This is a genomic window from Mesorhizobium sp. J8 (assembly GCF_016591715.1).
Lineage (GTDB): Bacteria > Pseudomonadota > Alphaproteobacteria > Rhizobiales > Rhizobiaceae > Mesorhizobium.
This window is the reverse complement of the sequence record NZ_AP024109.1, coordinates 3,123,950-3,138,420: the sequence shown is the minus strand read 5'-3', so window position 1 is coordinate 3,138,420 and position 14,471 is coordinate 3,123,950. Positions and strand designations below refer to the sequence as shown.

19 protein-coding genes are annotated in these 14,471 nt (G+C 64.6%); 5 read left to right on the top strand and 14 right to left on the bottom strand.

The window, feature by feature from the left end; translation table 11 throughout:
- The first annotated feature begins 348 nt into the window (after positions 1-348).
- The 3 genes from MJ8_RS14825 (at position 349) to MJ8_RS14815 (ending at position 1,617) form a co-directional block, all read left to right on the top strand.
- Positions 349-555: a hypothetical protein gene (locus MJ8_RS14825; protein ID WP_201415055.1), complete on the top strand. Its 207-nt coding sequence runs from the start codon at positions 349-351 to the stop codon at positions 553-555.
- Positions 556-558: 3 nt separating this feature from the next.
- On the top strand, positions 559-924 hold the full coding sequence (locus tag MJ8_RS14820; RefSeq protein ID WP_201415054.1) for a hypothetical protein: 366 nt from the start codon (positions 559-561) through the stop codon (positions 922-924).
- A 231-nt stretch (positions 925-1,155) separates the two neighbouring features.
- Positions 1,156-1,617: a hypothetical protein gene (locus tag MJ8_RS14815; protein WP_201415053.1), complete on the top strand. Its 462-nt coding sequence runs from the start codon at positions 1,156-1,158 to the stop codon at positions 1,615-1,617.
- Between the two features lie 184 nt (positions 1,618-1,801).
- Here the strand turns inward: MJ8_RS14815 and MJ8_RS14810 are convergent, their stop codons facing one another.
- The 9 genes from MJ8_RS14810 to eis all read right to left on the bottom strand — a co-directional run bounded on the left by MJ8_RS14810 (position 1,802) and on the right by eis (position 10,790).
- Positions 1,802-2,863 (bottom strand): ABC transporter ATP-binding protein, encoded by a 1,062-nt coding sequence (locus MJ8_RS14810; RefSeq protein ID WP_201415052.1) that lies wholly within the window; start codon positions 2,861-2,863, stop codon positions 1,802-1,804.
- Between the two features lie 7 nt (positions 2,864-2,870).
- On the bottom strand, positions 2,871-3,683 hold the full coding sequence (locus MJ8_RS14805; RefSeq protein ID WP_201415051.1) for a carbohydrate ABC transporter permease: 813 nt from the start codon (positions 3,681-3,683) through the stop codon (positions 2,871-2,873).
- On the bottom strand, positions 3,683-4,564 hold the full coding sequence (locus MJ8_RS14800) for a carbohydrate ABC transporter permease (RefSeq protein ID WP_201415442.1): 882 nt from the start codon (positions 4,562-4,564) through the stop codon (positions 3,683-3,685). The genes MJ8_RS14805 and MJ8_RS14800 overlap by 1 nt, the downstream gene beginning before the upstream one ends.
- Before the next feature lie 141 nt (positions 4,565-4,705).
- Positions 4,706-5,998 (bottom strand): ABC transporter substrate-binding protein, encoded by a 1,293-nt coding sequence (locus MJ8_RS14795; RefSeq protein ID WP_201415050.1) that lies wholly within the window; start codon positions 5,996-5,998, stop codon positions 4,706-4,708.
- Positions 5,999-6,057: 59 nt separating this feature from the next.
- Positions 6,058-7,074, bottom strand: a complete 1,017-nt coding sequence (locus MJ8_RS14790; protein ID WP_201415049.1) for a Gfo/Idh/MocA family protein — start codon at positions 7,072-7,074, stop codon at positions 6,058-6,060.
- The gene (locus MJ8_RS14785; RefSeq protein WP_201415048.1) at positions 7,071-7,787 is read right to left on the bottom strand and encodes an N-acetylmannosamine-6-phosphate 2-epimerase; all 717 of its coding nucleotides are present in this window, start codon (positions 7,785-7,787) and stop codon (positions 7,071-7,073) included. The genes MJ8_RS14790 and MJ8_RS14785 overlap by 4 nt, the downstream gene beginning before the upstream one ends.
- Before the next feature lie 65 nt (positions 7,788-7,852).
- Complete coding sequence (locus MJ8_RS14780; RefSeq protein ID WP_201415047.1) at positions 7,853-8,764, bottom strand: N-acetylmannosamine kinase; 912 nt, start codon at positions 8,762-8,764, stop codon at positions 7,853-7,855.
- Positions 8,748-9,575 carry a MurR/RpiR family transcriptional regulator gene (locus MJ8_RS14775; RefSeq protein ID WP_201415046.1) on the bottom strand — a complete coding sequence of 276 codons (828 nt, stop codon included), beginning with the start codon at positions 9,573-9,575 and terminating at the stop codon, positions 8,748-8,750. Before MJ8_RS14775 ends, MJ8_RS14780 begins: the two co-directional genes overlap by 17 nt.
- Before the next feature lie 75 nt (positions 9,576-9,650).
- Positions 9,651-10,790, bottom strand: a complete 1,140-nt coding sequence (eis, locus tag MJ8_RS14770) for an enhanced intracellular survival protein Eis (protein ID WP_201415045.1) — start codon at positions 10,788-10,790, stop codon at positions 9,651-9,653.
- 52 nt (positions 10,791-10,842) lie between these two features.
- Between eis and MJ8_RS14765 the strand changes: the two genes are divergently transcribed.
- On the top strand, positions 10,843-11,022 hold the full coding sequence (locus MJ8_RS14765; protein WP_201415044.1) for a hypothetical protein: 180 nt from the start codon (positions 10,843-10,845) through the stop codon (positions 11,020-11,022).
- A gap of 424 nt (positions 11,023-11,446) precedes the next feature.
- Here MJ8_RS14765 and MJ8_RS14760 read toward each other — a convergent pair whose 3' ends face one another.
- The 5 genes from MJ8_RS14760 to MJ8_RS14740 all read right to left on the bottom strand — a co-directional run bounded on the left by MJ8_RS14760 (position 11,447) and on the right by MJ8_RS14740 (position 13,819).
- Positions 11,447-11,851 carry a periplasmic heavy metal sensor gene (locus MJ8_RS14760; protein ID WP_201415043.1) on the bottom strand — a complete coding sequence of 135 codons (405 nt, stop codon included), beginning with the start codon at positions 11,849-11,851 and terminating at the stop codon, positions 11,447-11,449.
- A complete protein-coding gene (locus MJ8_RS14755; RefSeq protein WP_201415042.1) occupies positions 11,848-12,288 on the bottom strand; it encodes a hypothetical protein in 441 nt (146 codons plus the stop codon). The genes MJ8_RS14760 and MJ8_RS14755 overlap by 4 nt, the downstream gene beginning before the upstream one ends.
- Positions 12,285-12,881 carry an RNA polymerase sigma factor gene (locus tag MJ8_RS14750; protein ID WP_225248265.1) on the bottom strand — a complete coding sequence of 199 codons (597 nt, stop codon included), beginning with the start codon at positions 12,879-12,881 and terminating at the stop codon, positions 12,285-12,287. The genes MJ8_RS14755 and MJ8_RS14750 overlap by 4 nt, the downstream gene beginning before the upstream one ends.
- A 91-nt stretch (positions 12,882-12,972) precedes the next feature.
- Positions 12,973-13,356 (bottom strand): hypothetical protein, encoded by a 384-nt coding sequence (locus MJ8_RS14745; protein WP_201415041.1) that lies wholly within the window; start codon positions 13,354-13,356, stop codon positions 12,973-12,975.
- Positions 13,357-13,384: 28 nt separating this feature from the next.
- A complete protein-coding gene (locus tag MJ8_RS14740; protein ID WP_201415040.1) occupies positions 13,385-13,819 on the bottom strand; it encodes an EF-hand domain-containing protein in 435 nt (144 codons plus the stop codon).
- Positions 13,820-14,060: 241 nt separating this feature from the next.
- Here MJ8_RS14740 and MJ8_RS14735 point away from each other — a divergent pair, with 241 nt between their 5' ends.
- On the top strand, positions 14,061-14,471 hold the full coding sequence (locus tag MJ8_RS14735; protein WP_225248264.1) for an EF-hand domain-containing protein: 411 nt from the start codon (positions 14,061-14,063) through the stop codon (positions 14,469-14,471).

The following is a 14,471-nucleotide window of genomic DNA, read 5'->3' as shown; positions in this document are numbered from 1 at the left end:
GGATGGGGGAATGCACCTTAAGCATCTATCTTGGCTTGCAATCGCGCTCGCAACATCGGGCTGCGCCGCCGGCTATCTCAACAATTACGACACGATGACCTTGGCATCTGGCGACGCCAATCACACCAACCAGCTTCTGCAGACCGTCGACCCTTTCAATCCTAACAGCAACAACACTCATATCGAGGGGGACGGCGCGCGGAGCGTTGCTGTTATCCAGCAATACAGGTCCGCCCCCGGCGGCGGTGGATATAGGGGAAACTGTGCCACACCGGGCGATACAGCCGCGGACGGATCATCTTGCGGCGGCCGTGCGGCCAGCGTGAGGCCCGGGGGAGCACTAGGGCCATGAAGTTCGGCATGCGCACGCCAAGCATCAAGCGTAGCCTGGCAGCGAGGACGTCGGTCAAGCGCATCGTGCGGCACAAACTTGGCCTCAAGGCGCCGCGGGGCATGGGGTGGGTTATCAATCCCAAGCGCGCCGCCTACAACCGCGTCTACGACCGCACTACGGTCAGCTTCTGGCGCCTCCTTAGAAAGATGTTCGGAGGCTGACGCTTGCGAGCCGTTGCCCATCGGTTGCTTATCGCCGCCACATTGGCCGGCACATTGAGCAGCGCACACGGGATGGAGATTACGCGTGAGCAGTGCGAGCTTATCCGTCGGCAGCTGATAGCCGGTGCGACCGACTCGCAAAACAGCCACGAGGCGCTCAAGGAAATCAATCTCGCGTCGTTCGATCTGGCGCTTTTGAAGTTCGAATTAGAGCAGATCGGCGGCGAAAAGGTACGAATCGTCACGGACCGTTTGCAGAAGAACCTCGACGCTATTGCGGCGGCCACAAAGCACTCGACGGAGGTCAAAAGCTACGACCAAGATGGTTTGCTCGCGTTTATGACTGTTTGCGGCCCGCCGCCTTCCTAAACAAGCCCGCCGCCCGCTGCTCGGCTTCCCGCCGTTCGGCCTCTTTTTCTCGGCATGGAAGCGCGCCTAGGCGTCTCGCGTAGCCGGGGCCGCTTTCTCGGGCATCGGGCGGATCCTTCCGGCCGACGCCCGAAATTTTCGGCGAGAATGCATCATCTGGCATAAGCAGTCCCTAATCAAGTGCCCGTTGTTCTCCTATCTTAGGCCGAGTTTCACCATGGAGGTTCAGCGGTGATCGATGACGTAGAGAAGGCGCACATTTGGGATATTGAACAGTCGATGACACTGGGCTTGGCGGGTGCCAGTTTGGCTGGAATGTTGACCGGCTACACAAGCTCGACGTTTGACAACTACGTCTTCGCTGCGATGGTTTGCTTCTGCATCGTAGTGCCACTGACGCTGACGGTGTACGCCATCGCGCACCCGGCGTCGAAGTCACTAAACATGGTCGAGTACGGCGGGCCTGTGGCCCTTGCGGTATTCGTCGCGTGCTTGCTGCTGACGCTTGGCGGCTACGGCCTCCTGCTCATGCATCTTTCATTGTCCTTGGGCATCTTTTTCATCGTGTTCTGCCCCGTCGCATTTTTGCTCGTTTTCGGCGGTTGCATTGTCTATGGCAAGATCACCGGCACAGGGGTCCCGCCCTCGCCTCGTTCAAAAAGGCCTAATGCAGCAACAGCGCAGTCACGTTAGCGAGTGATGCTATGAAGGCGAGCACGGGCATCATACGGCGCCGTCCGGTTCGGGTCCGTCGTCCTTCTTGCCACCTGACAAACCTGACGTACGCTTCAGGGCCCCGAACAGACAGTCCGCTTTCTAGTGGCTCAGGCCGCGCCGTCTTCCTTGCGAACTTACTATGTGCAAGTCGGGACGGGCGTCAGCGAATGCGCCTACTTTCTCGGTCGAAAACGCGGGCGCGGCTCGGCTGGAAGCGCAGGGTGATGGTCTCGCCGAAGCGCGGCTGATCCTCGCGGCGCTCGGCGACAACGGTCTCGCCGCTCGGCAGCGCGCCGTGCACGTAGGAGGTCGAACCCAGGCGCTCGGTGACGTCCACGGCAAGCGAGAGCGCGACACCCTCTTTCTCGTCGAGATGCTCCGGCCTGATACCCAGCGTCACCGTCTTGCCGTTCTCCAGCCTCGTCTTGAGGTGCGAGATGTCCACCTTCACCTCGCCGGCCATCAGCGCCTTGCCATCATCCACTACGGCCGCCTTGAGGAAATTCATGCGCGGCGTGCCTATGAAGCCCGCGACGAAAGCGTTGTCGGGATCGTCGTAGAGCGAGAGCGGCGTGCCGGTCTGCTCGATGCGGCCGGATTTCAGCACGACGATCTTGTCGGCGAGCGTCAGAGCCTCGGTCTGGTCGTGCGTGACATAGACCATGGTGCGGCGGATCGACTGGTGCAGACGCTTGATCTCAGCGCGGAGCTCTGTGCGCAAGGCGGCGTCCAGATTGGACAGCGGCTCGTCGAACAGGAACAGGCGCGGGTCGCGCACCAGCGCCCTGCCGATGGCGACGCGCTGGCGCTGGCCGCCGGACAGCTCGCGCGGCAGGCGCGAAAGCAGCGGCTCGATCTGTAGCAGACGCGCGACGCCCGCGACCTTCTCGTCCGAAGTCCTGCGGTCGAGCCCGCGCATCTTGAGCGGGAAGGCGATGTTCTGCGCCACCGTCATCGTCGGATAGAGCGCGTAGGACTGAAAAACCATCGCGACATCGCGTTCCCGCGCGGGCAGGTTGGTGACGTTGCGGTCGCCGATGACGATGCTGCCGGAATCGATGGGGTTAAGGCCGGCCACGGCATGGAGCAGCGTCGACTTCCCGCAGCCGGACGGCCCGAGCAGCACGACGAAGGAGCCCTCATCGACCTCGACCGAAACGTCGTCCAGCACAGGGACCGCGCCGTAGGATTTCGAGACCGACCGTATCGAGAGTTTCGCCATCGGTTGTTCAGCCCTTCACGCTGCCAAGCGTCATGCCGCGCACCACCTGTCCCTGCACCAGGACGCCGAGCACGATCATCGGCAGCATGATGAGGGTGGCGGCGGCGGTCAGCGCGCCCCACTGGATGCCCTGGAATGTCAGGAACGAGGTGATCGAGACCGGCAGCGTCTGAGTGTCTCGGCCGGTGAGCACAAGCGCCACGAAGAACTCGTTCCAGGTGAACAGCACGCACAGGATGAGCGTGGCTATGATGCCGCCGCGAGCGGCCGGCAAATAGACGTGCCAGAAGATCGAAAACTCGCGCGCCCCGTCGACACGCGCGGCATCGCGCAACTCCTTCGGGATGTCGTCGAAGAAGGTGAGGAGCAGCGAGATGGCGAAGGGTACGTTGACGAAGGCATAGGCGGCGATCAGCAGCCAGTGCTTGTTCAGCGCGCCGATGCGGGTCGCCAGGTAATACATGGGGATGACGAAGAGCAGCGCCGGCGCGATGCGCAGGCTGAGGATGAATTTCTCCCGGGCGCGGCGCAGCTCCGCCGGCTGCTGCGCCAGACCATAAGCCGCGACCGAGCCGACGGCGACGGCGAGCGCGCTGGAGAGGATCGAGACGATGAAGGAATTTGCGAAGGCGTTAAGGAAGCCGCGATTGGCGAACACCGTCCGATAGTTCTCGAGCGTCGGGCTGAACAGCCAGACGGGCGGAATGGCGAAGGCGTCGCGCGTCGTCTTGAAGGAGGTGACGACGACCCAATAGAGCGGAAACAGCACCGCAAGCAGAAGCAGGGCCAGACCGACATAGAACAGCGCGCGCCTGGTCATCAGCGGTCCCCCGTCTTCGGGAAGAGCACGCTGTACATGGTGAGCAGCGCGACATTGGTGAACACGGTCAGGATGATGGCGATAGCCAAGGCGTAGGAGATGTCGAAATTGGTGAAGGCGACGATGTAGCCATAATAGTTCAGCGTCTCGGTCGACAACGCCGGCCCGCCGCGCGTCATGATGTAGAAGAGGTCGAAGGCCTTGATGCTGTCGATCGCCCTGATCAGCGCGACGATGGCAAGCGCCCGGCGCAGCATGGGAAGGAGCACGTACCAGGTGACCTGCCATTCGCGTGCGCCGTCGACGCGGGCGGCGTTGAGCGGATCGGTGGGTGCCGATTCAAGCGCGGCCATCACAAGCAGGATGACGAAGGGCGTCCACTGCCAGATGTCGGCGACCAGTACCGAAAACAGCGCGATCCGCGGGCTGCCAAGCCAGTCGACCTGGGCGATGCCCACCAGCGACAGAAGATAGTTCGCCATGCCAGTGGCCGGGTCGAAGAGGAAGCGCCAGGTGAGGCCGACGACGACAGGCGTCATGATGATCGGCACCAGAAGCAATGTCCGCACCAGCCGCTTCATGGCGAAGTCGCGGTCGAGGAACAGCACGACGGCAAGGCCGAGCGCGATCTCGATCACGGTCGCCAGCACGGTGAAGAGCACCGTGCGCCAGAGCGCGGCCATGGCGCGCGGATCGCCGAGGAAGCGGATATAGTTGTCGAGCCCGACGAACTTCTCGCGCCCTGCCCGCATCAGCGAGAGGTCGTGCAGGGAAATCCAGATGACAAACAGCGTCAGCGCCACCGACGCTACCGTTAGGCAGATGATGATCGGCTGGAAGAAATGTCTTGTGGGATCGGACGCTGCGGCCACGGGTCTCATCATCTATCCAATGGATTCATGGGTTGAGCATGGTCTTTCCGAACTTACGGTCGGCGCAGCAAAAACCGGCACACTGTTCGGGATCATGCTCACGCCCTGCCGCGCACAGGGAGCGCACGCGGCAGGGCACGCCTCCCGCCCTTAGCGGGCGAGCGCGGCGTTGTTGGCTTCGTCGGCTTCCTTCAGGGCGTCGGCCGCGCTTGCGGTTCCGGCGAGCGCCTTAGAGACGGCGATGCCAGTGTTGTTGATGATCTCGTTCGCCTGCTCGACCGTCGGCAGATATTGCGGGTTGCCGGCGTTGATGGCCGCGATCATGCCTTCCTTGAAGGCGCCGTAGCGTTTGCCGAAGCTGTCGCTGTTGAGCGCCGAAAGCGAGGTCACGCCGGAGTTGGGATCGGTCTCGATCGACTTCAGCTGCTGTTCCTTGGCTGTCGCCCAGGCGGCGAACAGGGCCGCGGCTTCCTGATTCTTCGACTCGGCTGAGACATACATTGAATGCACGGCGAGCGACGAAGAGCCGCCCTTCGGTGAGGTAGACTTCATCGGCACCGGCACGTAGCCGACTTTGCCGACAACCGTCGAGACCGCAGGGTCTTCGTTATAGGCGCCATTGACGGTGGCATCGAGCGTGATCGCCGCCTTGCCCTGCTGGAAGAGCAGCCGGTTTTCCTCCCAGCCGAAATTGGCGACACCGACCGGACCGTAGTCCTTCAGCACCTTGGTGAAGGCATCGAGCGCGGCAATACCCTCGGGCGTCGCGAGCGCCGACTTGCCGCTCGCGTCGAAGAAGGAACCGCCGAAGCCCCAGAGATAGGCCGCCCAGACGTAGACGCCTTGTATGCCTTGCTGGCCTCGCATGGTGATACCGGCAATCTGCTTGTCGGTCTTTTCCGAGATGGTCTTGGCCGCGTTCTCGATGTCCTCGAAGGTCTTGGGTGCCGCCAGGCCATACTGCTCGAACAGGTCCTTGCGGTACATGACGAAGGTGCTCTCGCCATAGACCGGCAGGCCGTAGACCTTGCCGTCGAGCACGTTGGTGTTGAAGTAACCGGGTACAAAGTCGGCCTTGTCGAAATTCTCCCTGTGCTTGGCCAGAAAGTCGTCGAGCGGGACGATATAGCCGGACTTCACGAAACCCGGCAGGTAGATGATGTTGTTCTGGACCACGTCGTAGCGGCCGGACTTGGCGGAGAACTCGAGCAGTTCCTTGGCCGTGATGTCCTGCTCGGGCACGACCTCGATCGCGACATCGATGCCGGTCTTTTCCTTGAATTCGGGCACCATCTTCTGGATGGCGTCGGTAGTCGGATGTCCTTCCAGCAGCACCGATATCTGCACGCCGTTGAAGGGCTTGTCGTCGGCGGAGGCTGGCATGGCCATGGCGAGCGCGGCAGCGGCCGCGCCGAGCATAAGTACACTGCGTCTGTTCAGCATGTTTTCGTCTCCCATTGTTGGGCCGTCTGGCCTCGTTGCAACAGCGCCGTCAGTTGAGTTCAACCGAGGCGTACGATTTCGCCGCTCTGTGCCGACTGCATCATGGCTAGGGTGAGTTCGAGCGAACGAAGGGCTTCCCGACCGGTGGCGATCGGCATCGCCGCGCCGCCCAGCCAGTCGATGAGGCCGCCGAGCTGGCGCGCGAGGTCGCCGTCGATACGGCCGTTGAGCTGGGGCCAGTGCTGGGTATCGATCTCGCGCGACGTCTCGTCGCTGGCGAAATAGAGCCCGCTGTCGCCGCACTGGACCTCGAAGGATCCGTCGGTGCCGATAAGTTCCATGCGCGCGTCGATCATGTGACGCGCGCCGGAGGGCAGCGACCAGGCGCTCTCGAAATTGACGACCGTGCCGCCGGAAAAGCGCACGATGGCCGCGATGCTGTCCTGTGTGCCGGAGCTACCCAGCAGCTTGTCGGTCTGCTGCGCATAGACCGACACCGGCTGCTGGCCCTCGAGCATCCACAGCACCATGTCGACGTCGTGGACGGTGACATGCAGCGCCAGCGGCAGCTTGCCGCCATAGCGCTTCGGCCCCTCGGTGCGGGCGCTGTTGCGGCGGGCATAGATGTGGATCGGCTCACCAATCTTGCCCGATGTCATCAGCTCCTTGGCGGCGGCGTAGCGCGGATCGAAGCGCAGCAGGTAGCCGACGCCGAGCTTTACGCCCGCCGCCTCGCAAGCCGCGATGATGGCCTGGGCGTCGTCGACCTTGGAGGAGATCGGCTTCTCGACGAAGACGTTGATGCCGGCTTCGGCCACTGCAACGGCGGGCGCCAGATGCAGATTGTCCGGCGTGCAGATCGAGACTAGATCGAGATCGCGTTCCGAGCCGAGCAACGCCTGATGGCTGTCATAGACCTTGCAGCCCGGCACCTTGGCCGCCACGGCCTCGGCCAGCGCGCGGTTGGGATCGACGATGGCCGCGAGCTCGGAGCCCACCATGTTGGCGAAGATGCCGGCATGCATGGAGCCCATGAAGCCTGCACCAATGACGGCGACGCGACGGCGCTTGATCATGTCGGGTTCCTTCTCAGTTGCGGACGGGCACTCGAAGCGGCGACCTCGTCGGCGAAGCGGCGGGTGATGGCGTCGGGCCGGGTGATGGCGCCGCCGACGACGATGAAGCGGGCGCCGAGCTCGAAGCAATGGACGGCCTCGTGCGGCGACCATATGCGCCCCTCGGCAACGAAAGGCAGGCCGGCACGGGCGAGTTCCTCCATCAGGGCGAAGGCGGGGCCGCGCTGGTCGCTGGAATAGTTTGTGTAGCCGGCCATGGTGGTGCTGATGAGGTCAGCGCCGGCATCGAGCGCGCGCCGGCCTTCATCGAGCGTGGCGACGTCGCCCATGGAGAGCCGCCCCCTCGCCGCGATGCTGGCGAACATCGCCTTCAGCTCGGCTGGGCGCGGCCGGGCGGTGGCGTCGATCGCGACGATATCGGCGCCGGCCTCGACGACGGCGGCGACGTCGTCGAGCGTCGGTGTGATGTAAACCTCGGTGTCGTGGCGCCTTGCCTTGATCAGACCGATCAGCGGTGTCTCGACTGCGGCGCGGACGGCGGCAATGTTGGCCGCGCCTTCGATGCGCACCCCAGCGGCGCCGCCCAAGACGACGGAGCGCGCCATGGCCGCGATATGGCCGGGAGCATCGAGCGGCAGGCCGGCCTCGGCCTGGCACGACACGACCAGCGTTCCATCGAGTGTGGCGAGCAAATCACCGTGCTTGGCCTGCACTGGGGCATCTCCTGGAAGAGCATTACCACTCTAACCAAGCGCAGATGAAAGTTTTTGTCAACAATCTATATTCGATGAAAATTTCCGTCATGGCTTTTCGACCGCGCCAGCATAGCCGCGCCAAGCAGACCGGCATCGGCGCCGGCTTGGGCGGCGACGATAGGACGCCGAAAGACCGGCGGCAGGTCGAGCGAACGCGCCTGCAGCGCCTCGATGAAGCCGCCGGCGAGGCCGACGCCGCCGCCGACGGCAAAGCAGTCGACATCGACCGAGGCCGTCAGGTCGGCAAAGGCGTTGACCAGTGCTGCGACCGCGCCGGCGATGATTTCCGCGGCATTGCCGTTGCCTTGTTCCGCCGCCGCAAACAGCTCCGGCGCCGTTACCTTGCGGCCAAGGCGCGCGCTGCCCAGCCGCGCCAGCGCCGTACCCGAGGCGACCGTCTCCAGGCAGCCGCGCCGGCCGCAGCCGCACAGGATGCCGCCGGGCTCGGAGCGCGTGTGCCCGACATGGCCGGCGAGCCCGGTCGCGCCGCTTTCCAGCCGGCCATCTATCACCAGCCCGCAGCCGATGCCGGTGGAGACGGTGAAGAAGGCGAAGTTCCGATGACCCTTGCCGGCACCGATCGTGAATTCGGCCCAGGCGGCTGCCTGCGCGTCATTGACGACGAGCGGCGGCATGCCGAAAGCGCGCTCGATCGCCGAGGCAATCGGATAACCGTCCTCGATCGGCAGGGTTTCGGGGTTCAGCGCCGTCAACGCGCCGTCGCGCACGATGCCGGTGGTGGCGGCTGCCACCGCGCCAAAACCGCTTTTCGGCGCAAGCCCAGCGATGGCCGCGATCAGGTCGTCACCCCTGCCGGTGCGTGGCGTCGGCGCCTGGCGGCGGTTGGCGATCCTGCCGCCACGCACTTCGGCTGTCGCGATCTTGGTGCCGCCGATATCGATGGCGAGCACCGGCGCATCAGAAGCTGCGGTCACTCACGACCTCCGCCGTGCGGCTGAGCTCGACCAACCGCTTCGGATCCTGCCTGGTCATCTCGGCGACCAGCGCATCGACGATGAGCAGTTGGCTGATCTTCGATGGGAAGGCGCCGCCGGTGAGCGGCGTCTCCGGCCAGGAGGCGATCAACGCCAGGTCGCAGACGGCGATCAGCGGACTCTTCGAGCGGTTGGAGATACCGATGACGAAAGCGCCCTTGGAGCGGGCGAGATCAGCGACGCGCACGGCGTCGATGGTCGAGCCGGAGCTCGAGATCACCACCTGCACCGTCCCCGGCTGTGCGGTTCCCGCCGCCATAACCGCCAGATGCGCGTCGCCCAGCGCGCGGCTGAACTTGCCGATGCGGGTCATCTTGTAGGCGAGGTACTGCGCCGTGACGGCGGAAGCGGCGATGCCGAAACACTCGACCACAGAAGCGTCGAGGAGTTTTCGCGAAGCGACGGCGACGTCTTCGCGAACGATCAGCTGCTCGGTCTCCCGCAGTGAAGTGATCGCGGTTTCGACCAGCTGCTGGATGTCGTCGGAAGGAGAGCCATTATCGCGCGCTCGCTCATCGGTCGCCAGTTCCTTGGCCAAGGCCAGCTTGAAATCCTGGAAACCGGAAAAGCCCTGGTCGCGGCAGAAGCGCATGACACTCGCCTCGGACGATCCGGATGTCTCGGCAAGCTCGGTGATGCTCTGGCGCAGCGTGGCGTCGGGCTGCGCCAGCACCGTCTCGGCCACGCGCGCCAGCGCCGGTGTCATATCGCCCGCCGCCGCTCTCAACGAGGCTATCAGCGCGTGTGTCATGCAATATCCCTCAAAAGATTCCTGGTGTGAGCATGATCTTGTCCAAAAACCGGTTCCCACTTTTTGGAACCATGCTCAGAAATGTTCCGCCACCCAGGGCGGCGGTCCGGCAAAGAGCTGGTCACAGCGGCGTATGTCATCCGAGTCGCCGGAAACGAGGCCATACTGCGCCAGTTTCGCGGCGCTGCGAAAGCCCGTGAATAGCTGGGCGAAGGCGGTCGGCTGCACCGAGAACGCGGCGCCCGACGCGCCGGCCGCCTCGCCTACCTCCGCCTTGCCGGCGCGGATGTCGATCTCCAGCGGTGGCGCCTCGCCGATGCGCAACGCGAGCCGGGCGGCGTCGACATGGTAGCCGCGCTGGCGCAGCGCGGCTGCGGGGTCGAGCACGCGCAGCAGCCACTCCTCCTGATGCGCAAGCCGCCAGCCCTTGTCCGGCATGGCTGCCACCAGATCGTCCTGCGGAGCGCCGTGCCAGCGCACGGCCGGATAGACCGAGCGGAAGCGGGCGAGGAAGGAGAGCAGGCCAAGCGCCGCCTCGGGCGAAGCGGCAAACCAGTCCCGGACCTCAAGACGCGCCTCGTTGCCCATGTCGAGGATCAGATAGGCGGCCTCGCCCTCGGCCAGATAGGCGGCGAGAGCATCGGTCGGCGCGCGCCGCAACTCGTTCCAGTGCGCGGCAGCGCGCTCAAGCAGCCCGGATTCCGCAAGCATCTTTGCGCCATAGGCTACGGCCAGGCGCGGATCGCCGAGCTCGACGCGATCGAAGGCAAGCCGGCTTGCCGAAGGCAGTGCCGCCGTCGCCGCCTCGTAGACGATCTCGTGGCCAGCAAGCTCGAAACCGGCCTTGCGGTAGACAGGCCGTGTGGAGGCAAAGAGCGTTGCGATCGCTGCGCCGTTGCTCTTCGCTTCGTCGCAAAGAGCATCCACAAAAGGCACGGCGAGTCCTTTCCCGCGCCATTCCGGCGCGATCGCCACATGAACAATGTTGGCTGCCTTGACGGGCTTGCGGTGAAAGACATGCGCCGTTTGAAGCAGACCCGCGCACACCACCGGACGGCCGTCCTCGCCCCGAATGAGCCGAAGCGTTTCAAGGCCGATATTGGCGATGTATTCTCGTGAACGCACCTTGCTGAAGCCGAAGGCCCAGCTCAGCAAGCTGGCGATGCCGATGACATCTTCAGCGGTCGCCTTCTCGATTGTGGAGTTTTTTTTCATATGCTTTCCATCTATGACGATTTTTATCATAACGATTAAATAGGAGCGCGCAATGGGGGCGATCAATTCCGGCTACATCTGGGTCAGCGGAGCTTCGGACAACGAATTGCAGAAGCCGCTGTTTTGTCCGATCAATCATTGGTTTGGCCAACATCGCGTTCGAGACGCATATTGGCAGAACGCGTATCCGCCTTGCGGCGCATTGCCGACCGGCAGCCTTGGGAGAACTTGACGATCCGTAGACGACCACACCATGCCGATGATGTTCAGGTTCTGTGACGCGGCTTAGGCGATCGACACACCTCCGCCAGAACCTGTTGCTCGCGACAGGCTGACCTAGCGTATCGAGCCGCGAGCAACGCCGAGGCCGGGGGGGGGCCGGCGGCAACTCAGACATCCTGAACGTCGACTAGCCCCTGAACGCAAAAAACCGCCCCGGTTAGACCGGGACGGTTATCGATTTATGATAGAATTGGTTGCGGGGACTGGCTTTGGACCCGCGAAAAACGCTTCAGAACTCCCTCAGCAGACGAACGCTCAGACCACTGGATCCACGGTATCCCTCCCCCGCTATGAATCGCCAGGAGTACTGCTCTTACGGACCAGGGTGCGCACATTCTGCTTTCGTCACGGACTGACTGCTTAGGACGAAAAGCTCACCCTCCTCCGGCCGGCTTCGCGTTGACGTTCTTCATCGCGGCAAGCAGGTAGTCCTGCACCGTTGCCTGAAGGTTGGTCGTGGCGGCGCGCACCGTCGCCATCGCCTGCTTGACCGCCGCCTCGTCGAAAGGCTTCGCCTTCTCGGCCGCAGCCAGCTCGGCGCGGGCCGCACGTAATTCGCGCAGGGCTTCAAACGTTCTGGCGCGGTTGTCGCGCATGACCGCGCGGAACTCCTTGCGCACTTCAGGCGAATAGGCGCCCGCGACCTCCGCCAGAAGCCCCCGTGCAACGGCTGCCTGGCGCAAGCCATGCGCGGCATAGCCGACGAAGAAGAAGTTGAGCGCGAGCGAAAGGGCAAGCACAACCAGCACCGCCGCCCAGATCCACGAGCGACCGGTCATAGCGCATCCCCCTCGCCCGGATCGGCCGCGATCGCAGGTCCGCCGTCATCGGGAAGCCTGGCGCCCGCGGCGAGCGCCAGAAGCTCAGTATCCTGAGACTGGTCCTGAACGCGCGCCACCTGGTAACCGGCGATTGTCGCGGTGACCAGCAAGGCCGCGGCGCAAGCGGCGATGCCGGCCGGCGCGACGAGGAAGCGCGCCAGCAGCGAAGGACGCGCCGCGCCGCGATCGATCCGCGCCAGCACCTTGCGCGCCAAAACGCGATCGTCGCCCTCGACCAGCGCGGCCTCCCGCACGAGCCTGTCCAGCGCCGCGTCTGCGCCGGCATCGCCGTTAAGCGCCATGAAGGCTAGGGCGGGCCCTCTCAAGGCCGCCGGCCAGGCATCGATGTCTTCGCCGAAGCGGCGCCGGTTGTTCTCGAATTCCTCGCGTGTCATGAGGACTTCCTTTCGCGGCCCCCGGCCGCATCTGCTAAATGATCCCTGAGCGCACGGCGCCCGCGCACGAGCAACTGTTCCACCGAACCCGCGCTGGCGCCCATCACCTCGGCGATCGCACCGATGTCAAGCTCGCCCACCGCCCTAAGAAGCAGCGCCATCCGCTGGCGCTCCGGGAGGCGCGACAGGCCGTCGCGCACGATCGCCAGTTCCTGCCTTGCCGCCGTCGCGGCCTCGGCATTCGCCTCCGGCGCGGGCGGCTCCTCGGAGATGTCGTCCAGGCCGAAGAAATTGCGCAGTGCCCGGCGCCGGCGCTGATCGATGCAGCGATTGGCCGTGATCCGGTAGAGCCATGTCGAGGCGCGCGCCCGGCCGGGATCGAAGCGCGCTGCCTGTTTCCAAACGGTCACGAAAACCTCCTGCACCACGTCCTCGGCATCGGCCGCATGGCCTAGATAGCGCGTGGCGAATGTCCGCAGCCCACGGCCGTGACGGGCCATGAGCGCGGACAAAGCCGCCTGGCTGCCCGCGGCGATGCGGGCCAGAAGCTCCTCGTCGCCACCGGCAGCTTCATCCCGCACGGGTGCGGGCACCGGTCGACGAGCCTCCGGCGGCGAAGGAGAAATCCGCGACGATCCGGCTCGGGAGAAAAACGAATTCCGACGTCAAGTCCACCACCAGATGTCAGCGGCGCCAACGGCGGAAGCCGTGAACCGTGTTGCCGTTCGGGCCGGTGAAGCTGCCGACAGAACGGCCGCGAAACGGACCGGCCGCGCTGTAGCGTTGACCTGAAACGGTCTTGCCGTTCGGCCCGGTGGCAGAATAGCTCCTGGAGCAGCGGTCAACAACGCCGGCCTTGCACGTTGAATTCGACGTGTAGGTGCCGCCATTCGGTCCGGTCCGCGTGGTCGAGCCGGTGTAGGTATTGCCGTCGCGGTCGACGCTGCGGCTCAGTTCGCCGCCATGCACGGTCTTGCGCGTCCATTCCTCGGCCGAGGCGGGGGAAGCGGCCGACCAGAAGACCATCGCGCCAAGGCAAAGCAGCGGAAGTTTGAGTCTTGAAAGCATGTCATTTCCTTTCTGGAGGGCAGGTTGGTCAGTTGGCGTGAGCAGCCACGATCTTGCGGATCGCCGCGATCTCGTCGGCGGAGAGCCTGCCGTCGCCATTGCGGTCGGCGAGATCGAAGAGCGGCGTGCTGGCCTGGAACTCGTTCTCGGTGACCTTGCCGTCGCCGTTTTTGTCCATGCGCCGCCAGCGATTGCCGAGGTGGGCCTCGGCTGCCAGGGCGCGGTCATCGATGGCCCGGCGGGCGGTCTCGATCTCGTTCTCGTCAATGACGCCGTCGCCATTGCGGTCGAGCCTTTTGAAGAGACGTTCGCGGGCGGCGAGGATCTCGTCCTTCGAGATCGCGCCGTCGCCAATGGTGTCGAGGCGCTGCAGGATGCGCTGGCCGGGCATGTCCTGCGCCGCGGCGGCGCAGACCGGAGCGAGCCCGAGAAGCAGGCCCGCAAGGATTGCTGAGTGTTTCATGGTTGATCCTTTCGACTGTCACGTCGCGGGGGCGACTGTCGGCCAATACGCAGCCCGGTTCGTGCTCCTACGCCGGCGTCCGGATTTTTTTAGCGGCTGCCATAGCGCGGCACCCTGTGCATCGAACTTCGAAAAATTTGCGGGAGGTGCGTAGGAGGCGTCGAACTCCCGCGTAGGAGGCGCTGCAAGGACGGTCCGCGGCGGGCCGTCGATCACAGCGGAGACCCAGATGAAAAAGATCGTGACGGCCCTCGCCGGACTGTTTCTGTGCGGCTGCAGCGCCTTCGCCGCCGACCAGGGCGCCCGGGAGGCGTTCCGGCGCATCGACACCAACGGCGACAGAAAGCTCGAGTTCAGCGAAATCCAGGCGGCGCGGGCGCGGATGTTCGACCGGCTGGACGCCAATCACAACGGCGTGCTGGACCCCGACGAGGTGCGCGCGGCCGTGGCGCAGGTCAAGGCAAAGCGCGACATCCAGGCCGCGCGCTTCGCGGGGCTTCAGGCCGAGGCGAGCCGCATGGACCGCAACGGCGACGGCAAGATCTCGCGCGACGAATTCACGGCCGCCATTCCCGACCGGCTTCTGCAAGCGGACACCGATGGCGACGGCGCGCTTTCGATTTCCGAACTGCGGGCGCTGAAGCGCCAGTGA